The sequence below is a fragment of the Streptomyces sp. NPDC059900 genome, from assembly GCF_050270335.1.
Classification (GTDB): Bacteria; Actinomycetota; Actinomycetes; order Streptomycetales; family Streptomycetaceae; genus Streptomyces.
Map to the genome: position 1 here is coordinate 1 of NZ_JBNNJZ010000427.1, position 7017 is coordinate 7017.

The 7017-nt window shown below is 67.2% G+C and carries 7 protein-coding genes; all 7 read right to left on the reverse strand.

The window, feature by feature from the left end:
- Nucleotides 1-41: 41 nt before the first annotated feature.
- Nucleotides 42-758, reverse strand: coding sequence for an ABC transporter ATP-binding protein (locus tag ACQKIP_RS34930; RefSeq protein WP_365852969.1), 717 nt, complete (start codon nt 756-758; stop codon nt 42-44).
- Nucleotides 755-1624, reverse strand: a complete 870-nt coding sequence (locus ACQKIP_RS34935; protein ID WP_365852971.1) for an ABC transporter ATP-binding protein — start codon at nt 1622-1624, stop codon at nt 755-757. The genes ACQKIP_RS34930 and ACQKIP_RS34935 overlap by 4 nt, the downstream gene beginning before the upstream one ends.
- 3 nt (nt 1625-1627) lie before the next feature.
- A complete protein-coding gene (locus ACQKIP_RS34940) occupies nt 1628-3472 on the reverse strand; it encodes a branched-chain amino acid ABC transporter permease (protein WP_365852973.1) in 1845 nt (614 codons plus the stop codon).
- 5 nt (nt 3473-3477) lie between these two features.
- Nucleotides 3478-4407, reverse strand: a complete 930-nt coding sequence (locus ACQKIP_RS34945; RefSeq protein ID WP_365852975.1) for a branched-chain amino acid ABC transporter permease — start codon at nt 4405-4407, stop codon at nt 3478-3480.
- A 151-nt stretch (nt 4408-4558) separates the two neighbouring features.
- On the reverse strand, nt 4559-5803 hold the full coding sequence (locus ACQKIP_RS34950) for a branched-chain amino acid ABC transporter substrate-binding protein (protein WP_365852977.1): 1245 nt from the start codon (nt 5801-5803) through the stop codon (nt 4559-4561).
- Nucleotides 5804-6059: 256 nt separating this feature from the next.
- On the reverse strand, nt 6060-6689 hold the full coding sequence (locus ACQKIP_RS34955) for a Tat pathway signal sequence domain protein (RefSeq protein WP_365852979.1): 630 nt from the start codon (nt 6687-6689) through the stop codon (nt 6060-6062).
- On the reverse strand, nt 6680-7017 hold a 338-nt coding region (locus ACQKIP_RS34960; RefSeq protein ID WP_427745057.1), incomplete at its 5' end, for a hypothetical protein. The genes ACQKIP_RS34955 and ACQKIP_RS34960, both read right to left, overlap by 10 nt.

Below are 7017 nucleotides of genomic sequence, written 5' to 3' on the forward strand. Positions count from 1 at the left end.
GATCCGGGGTGCGGGCCTCTCCCGTATGCCGGGACGGAGTCCTAGTCCTCGCCGAGGTACGCCTTGCGCACGGACTCGTCGTGCAGCAGGTCGTTCCCCGTGCCGGAAAGGACGATCTTGCCGACCTCCATGACGTGACCGTGATCGGCGAGGGAGAGCGCCGCCTGGGCGTTCTGTTCGACGAGCAGAATGGTCGTGCCCTGGGATTTGAGCTCGGCGATCGTCGCCATGATCTTCTGCATCATGATCGGCGAAAGGCCCATGGAGGGTTCGTCGAGCATGAGCAGTTTCGGCTGGGACATGAGCGCGCGTCCCATGGCGAGCATTTGCTGCTCGCCGCCGGAGAGCGTGCCTGCTGCCTGCTTTCTGCGTTCCCCGAGAATGGGGAAGAGATCGTAGGCGCGCGCGATGTCCTTTTCGATGGCTGCTTTGTCGCTGCGCAGGTAGGCGCCGAGCCGCAGATTGTTCTCGATCGTCATGCGCGGGAAGATGTGCCGGCCTTCGGGGGAGTGGGCGAGGCCGAGTGCGACGATCTGGTCGGCGCGGTATTTCCGCAGCGGTTTTCCGTTGAATTTGATGGAGCCGCCGACCGGCTTGAGGAGTCCGGAGAGCGTGCGCAGTGTGGTGGTTTTGCCTGCGCCGTTCGTGCCGATCAGGGTGACGACCTCGCCGGCTTCGACCTTGAAGGAGATGCCTTTGACGGCTTCGATCTTGCCGTAGGCGACCTTGAGGTCTTCGACTTCGAGCAGTGCGGTCATCGGCTGTTCTCCTCGTTGCCCGTCGCGTCGGCCTCTGTGCTGCCGGGGGCACCTTCGAAGGGTTCGCCCAGGTAGGCGGCGATGACGCGGTCGTCCTGCTGGACGGTTTCGCTGTCGCCCTCGACGAGTTTTTCGCCTTGGACGAGTACGGCCACGCGGTCGCACAGGTTGAAGATGAAGCGCATGTCGTGCTCGATGACGAGGACGGCGATGCCCATGTCGCGGATGGCGAAGACGAGTTCTTCGGTGGCGCGGGTCTCCTGCGGGTTCATGCCCGCGGTCGGCTCGTCGAGGAGGAGCAGGCCGGGTTCGCTCGCGAGTGCGCGGGCGATTTCCAGCTTGCGCTGTTCGCCGTAGGGCAGGTTGCGGGAGAGGTGGTCCGCCTTCTCGGCGAGGCCGACGAATTCGAGGAGTTCCAGGGCGCGTTCCCTGGATTTCGCTTCGGCCTTGTGGAAGCCGGGGCCGCGCAGGAGGGCGGACCAGAGGCCTTCCTTGGTGCGGGTGTGGCGTCCGACGAGGACGTTTTCCAGGACCGTCATGTTGGCGAAGAGACGGATGTTCTGGAAGGTGCGGGCGACGCCGGCCGCGGTGACCTTGAAGGATTTGCTGGGCAGGACCTTGCCCTTGTACTGGACCTCGCCCTCGGTGGGGATGTAGAGGCCGGTGAGGCAATTGAAGAAGGTGGTCTTGCCGGCGCCGTTGGGGCCGATGAGGCCGACGATCTCGCCGCTGTTGACGGTGAGGTCGACGGAGCGTACGGCGGTGAGGCCGCCGAAGCGCATGGTGACGCCGCGGGCGTCCAGGACCGTTTCTCCGGCCGGTGTGGCGGCGGGGCGGTCCTTGCTGGTGGTGGTGTCGGTGGTCATGGCTCAGGCCCCTGTCTTGCTGAGGACTGTGGGTGAGGGGGTGTCGCCGGGGGCGAGTTCGGCCTCGTGGAATTCGAGCTGGCGGCGGCGGTTGGGGATGAGGCCCTCGGGGCGGAAGCGCATGAGCAGGACGAGCGCGAGGCCGAAGGCGAAGAGCTGGTAGTCGCCGAGGAACGAGAGCTTGCTCGGGATGAGGTAGAGCAGTGCCGCGCCGACGAGGGGTCCGCTGATGGTGCCCATGCCGCCGAGGACGACCGCGGCGAGCAGGAACGCCGAGTTCGGCGGGACGGTGTTGGCGAACTGGTACTGCTCGGGCGTCACGGTGTAGGTGACGTGTGCCTGTACGGTGCCCGCGAGTCCGGCGAGGGATGCGCCGAGTGCGAAGGCGATGAGCTTGACGCGGAAGCCGTTGATGCCCATGGCGAGCGCCGCGGTCTCGTCTTCGCGGATGGCGACCCAGGCGCGTCCGATGCGGGAGTCCTCGCTGCGCTTGAAGACGAGGACGACGACGAGGGTGATGAGCAGCATCAGGAAGAAGTAGTTCGCGAAGCGCCCGATGGTGAAGCCGGCGATGGTGTGCTCGGCGCCCATGTCGAAGCCCAGGATCTTCAGGTTGGGGATCGAGGAGATGCCGTTGGAGCCGTTGGTGATGTCGGGGCCCGATGTGCCGTCGGAGTTCATGGCGACGAGCCGGAAGATCTCACCGAAGCCGAGGGTGACGATGGCGAGGTAGTCGCCGCGCAGGCGCAGGGTGGGGGCGCCGATGAGGACGCCGAAGATGAGCGATGCGCCGGCGCCGACGAGGATGGCGCCCCAGAACGGCAGGTGGACGTCGAAGGGCGAGGACGGCGATCCGGAGACCATGGATGCGGCGTAGGCGCCGACGCCGAGGAAGGCGACGTATCCGAGGTCGAGGAGGCCTGCGAGGCCGACGACGATGTTCAGGCCGAGGGCGACGGTGGCGAAGATGAGGATGTAGACGCCGATGGTGGCGTACTGGTCGTCGCTCTGGGTGAACGGGAAGGCCGCGGCGGCGACGAACGCTCCGGTGAGGGTGACGTGGCGGTGCCGGGCGGTGTAGGTGGAGACCATGCCGACGAGGCCTGCCTTGGACAGGGCGGCGAAGCTGAACCCCACGGTGACCAGGAAGCCGATGAAGAGTTCGTCGTACTCGGTGCCGATGCCGTAGGTGAAGACGAGGAGTCCCACGGCGAGTGCGGCGACGATGATCAGGATCTCGAGGTAGTTCGGGAGCTTGCGCGGGGTGGGCGCGGCTTCGGCCGCGAAGGCACCCTTGAACACGGTCAGTGCGTTGCGCACGCGGTGCTTGAACTGTTCGCCGCTGGTGTCTTCGGGGTCGACCGGGTAGGTGTGCGGTCGTACGAAGGGCAGGGCGAGTGCGCCGACGAGGGAGGCGAGGGTGGCGATGGCCGCGACCCAGCCGCCGGGGTCGAGGTTGGCGAGGCCGCCGAGCTGGTAGCTGATCGAGATGATCGTGTACCAGGTGGTGGCGAAGGCGGCGAGCGACGCGTATTTGAGTGCGGCGTCGGCTCCGGCGGGGGCGAGGGCGCGGACGCCCTTGACGCCGTAGGAGGCGAGGCCGAGGAGTGTCGTCAGGGCGCCGGCGATCAGGACGAGCACCTGGAGGCCGCCGGGGTAGCCGTAGACGGTGAGGTCGCCGGGGAACGCCGCGGTCCAGGTCCATGCCATGAACGTGGAGATGACGGTGAGGATGCCGCCGCCGGTGGCCAGTGCGCGGGCGGGGCCCTCGGGGATGGCGATGAGTCCGGTGGGGGTGTTGTCGTGCTTGGGGTTGGGCGCGTCGGCCGCAGTGTTCTGTGTGGTCATGGTTGTCACGCCCTGTCCGCGACGCGCTCGCCGAGGAGACCTTGTGGCCTGACGAGGAGTACGACGATGAGGAGTACGAAGGCCCAGACGTCGGCCCAGGACTGCCCGCCGAGCTGGCTCATGCCGGGGATGTCGTTCATGTAGGCGGTGGCCATGGCTTCGGCTACGCCGAGGACGAGGCCGCCGATCATCGCGCCGTAGATGTTGCCGATGCCTCCGAGTACGGCGGCGGTGAAGGCCTTGAGGCCCCAGAGGAAGCCCATGCGGAACTGGACTTCGCCGTAGCGGAAGCCGTAGGCGACGGCGGCGATGCCTGCGAAGGCGGCGCCGATCGCGAAGGCGACGACGATGACGCGGTCGGTGTTGACGCCCATGAGCTTGGCGGTGTCGGGGTCCTGTGCGGTGGCCTGCATGCCGCGTCCGACGCGGGTCTTCATCACGAAGTAGCCGAGGGCGAACATGCAGATCGGGGCGGTGATCAGCAGGAAGATGTCGCCGGGCTGGATGGTGACGGAGCCGAGGTGGATGGAGCCGCCGGGGATCTCGGGGAAGGTGCGGGACGACTTCGCGTTGGGGTACCAGGCCCAGACGGCCTGCTGCAGCGCGAGGGAGAGGCCGATGGCGGTGATGAGGGGTGCGAGGCGGGGTGCGCCGCGCAACGGGCGGTAGGCGAAGCGTTCGGCTCCGACCGCGATGAGGGTGGAGACGATGACGGCGCCTATGAGCATGAGCGGCAGGGCGAGCCACATGCTGGTGCCGCCCGGCAGCCAGAGCCAGACGGTGAGGGCGCCGAAGCCGCCGACCATGAAGATCTCGCCATGGGCGAAGTTGATGAGCTGGACGATGCCGTAGACCATTGTGTAGCCGATGGCGATCAGGCCGTACATGGATCCCAGTAGCAGGCCGTTGACCAGCTGTTGCGGCAGTTCGTGCACCGCAGGTCCTCCGAGTCTTTCGGTGTCGTTCGGCCTGCGTGCGATGGCTGGGGGCCTCGCCGGCCGTACGGCTTAGGTGACGGATGCGACGCCGCGCGGGGCGCTGCTGAGGCAGCGCCCCGCGCGGTGGTGTCGTTGACTGCGGGGTGGATCAGCCGGTGAAGGTGCCGGACTTGACCGGCTCCCAGCCCTTGGTCGGGTCCTCGGTGGACTTGACCTGGTACACGGTGAGTTGCTTGTTGGTCGCGTCGCCGAACTCGTCGAAGGAGACCTTGCCGGTCACGCCGTCGAACGAGACGCCCTGCATGGCCTCGACGATCTTGGCGCGGGCGTCGTCGGGCAGCTTGCCGTCGTTGTCCTCGACGACCTTCTTGACCGCTTCGATGATCGCCCAGGCCGAGTCGTAGGAGTAGCCGCCGTAGGCCTCGTAGGCCTCCTTGTAGCCGGCCTTCTTGTAGTTCGCGATGAACTCCTTGGCCGAGGGCAGCTCTTCGACGGGCTGGCCGACGGACGTGGCGTAGTCGCCCTTGCCCTCCTTGCCGGCGAGCTTGACGAAGTCGGCGCTGTAGATGCCGTCGCCGCCGACGAGCGGGATCTTGGCTCCGGCCTTCTTCATCTGCTTGCTGAGCGGGCCTGCCGCGGGGTACTCGCCGCCGTAGTAGACGACGTCCGCGTCAGAGTTCTTGATCTTGGTGGCGACGGCGCCGAAGTCCTTGGTGTCCGGGTTCACGTGCTCGGTGCCGGCGACCTTGCCGCCGAGCTTGGTGAACTCGTCCTTGAAGGTGGCGGCCAGGCCGGCGCCGTAGGTCTTCTTGTCGTCGACGACGAAGACCTTCTTCTTCTTGGCCTCGTTGTACAGGTACTGCGCGGCGAACGGGCCCTGGATGGCGTCCGTGGTGGCCGTGCGGAAGTAGGCCTTGTACGGGCGGACCTTCTTGCCGCCGTTCCAGTCCTGGCCCTGGGTCATGGCCGGGTTGGTGTTGGCGGGGGAGACCTGGACGAGCTTCGCGTCGTCGAAGACCTTCTGCATCGACTCGCCGACGGAGGAGTTCAGGGGGCCGACGGCGCCGAGGATGTCCTTGTTCGCGACGAACTTGGTGGCGTTGGTCTGGCCCGATGCGGGCTGCCCCTGGTCGTCGGCGGACTCCACCTTGAAGGTGATGCCGTCGACGTACTTCTTCTCGTTGGCCTGCTTGGCGGCGAGCTGCACGGAGTTGCGGATGCCGAGGCCCAGCGCGGACAAGTCGCCGGTCAGTGGCGCGTCGACGCCGATGACCACGGTGGTGCCGCCCCCGGCTTCTTCCTTGTCCTTGTCGTCGCGTGAGCCACAGGCGGTGAGGGTGAGTGCCCCCGCGGTGAGTGCAGCGGTGATGGCTATGAGCGAACGTTGACGCACGATCAGTCCTTTCCCCTGGCACGGCCGTCCCCTGTTGGGTGGGCCGGGTCGAGCGCAGAACCGAACTGACAGGAATCCGGTGGGCGCGGTGACTGGCCGTGACTCTAAGGCGCGCTTTGTTCCAGGTGGAGTGGTCAGGCCAAAGGTGTGACGCTCTTGTTATGCCACGGAGTATTCCGGGCTGGAACTCAGGGGGCGGTTGTGCCGGAATAAGCCATCTTCGGCGCATCCCGCATGCTGAGAACTTGCAGGACTGTCAGGGTGTTTTACTCATGACATCAGTGTTCGGGGGGCATGCGGCTGTCAGGGCCCGTGAAAGATCTTTTGCGTACTCCGAGCCGAGGATGAAGCTCTGTATCTGCATTGCGCGCGTATTACGCAGCGTTACGATCAGGAAAGGGAGTCCGGCATTCCGCTGCACCTTTCCGCATTCGCGAATGTGCATCGTGATTCGTGCCGTACGAGGGCTTCCCGTTTTCACCGTGAATGGTGTATCAGGGGCCGCGGTGACCGAAAGCGCTGTTGTCGGCTGTGCGATCCGTCTGACGGACACCGGCGGACCCGAGGACTGGCTCAGGCTGACGGTGAAGCTGAAGGTGCTCTCGCCGGCGCGCGGGCGCGTCATTTCGCCCCGGTACGCCACGGACACGGTCTGCGACGGATAGAGCGGTGGCGGCGGCTCCGGGGGCCGCGGACGGGTCAGGTAGAGGCTGAGCCCGGCGGCCCCGACGACCGCGGCCGTGGCGAGGGCCAGGGCGGTCCTGCGGTGCCGGGTGAGCAGCGGGCGGGCCGCGGCCGGGCGGGCCGCCGCCTCGTCCGCGCCGGCGGCGCGGGTCTCGTAGGTGTTGTCGCCCGGCTCGATGGGGCCGATGGCGTTCACACCCACGGCCCGCCGCTCGGCTCCCCGTGGCGGTAGCGTTTCTCGCACCGCTCGCGGGCCTCGCGGGCGAGCAGCTTCCGTCCCGCGGCGGTTCCGTGGCGCTCGCGCTCGGCGCGGGCCAGGTCGAGGGCGTCGCGCAGGATCATGTACTGCCCGTTGGAGAGACCCATCGACTGGTAGTCGCCGTAGGTCTCCTTGCCCGAGTCGTAGATCTGCCGCCCCCACTTGGTGATCAGGGCCGTGCAGAGGTCCCCGGGGGGCGTGGTGGCGGGGGAGGGGGCCTTGCTGCGGGCGCCGCCGGAGGGAGCGGAGTCACCGCATCCGGTGCTGTCTC

Coding starts and splice junctions, on each gene's coding strand:
- ACQKIP_RS34930 (WP_365852969.1), bottom strand. CDS start 758: ATGACCGCACTGCTCGAAGTCGAAGACCTCAAGGTCGCCTACGGCAAG.
- ACQKIP_RS34935 (WP_365852971.1), bottom strand. CDS start 1,624: ATGACCACCGACACCACCACCAGCAAGGACCGCCCCGCCGCCACACCG.
- ACQKIP_RS34940 (WP_365852973.1), bottom strand. CDS start 3,472: ATGACCACACAGAACACTGCGGCCGACGCGCCCAACCCCAAGCACGAC.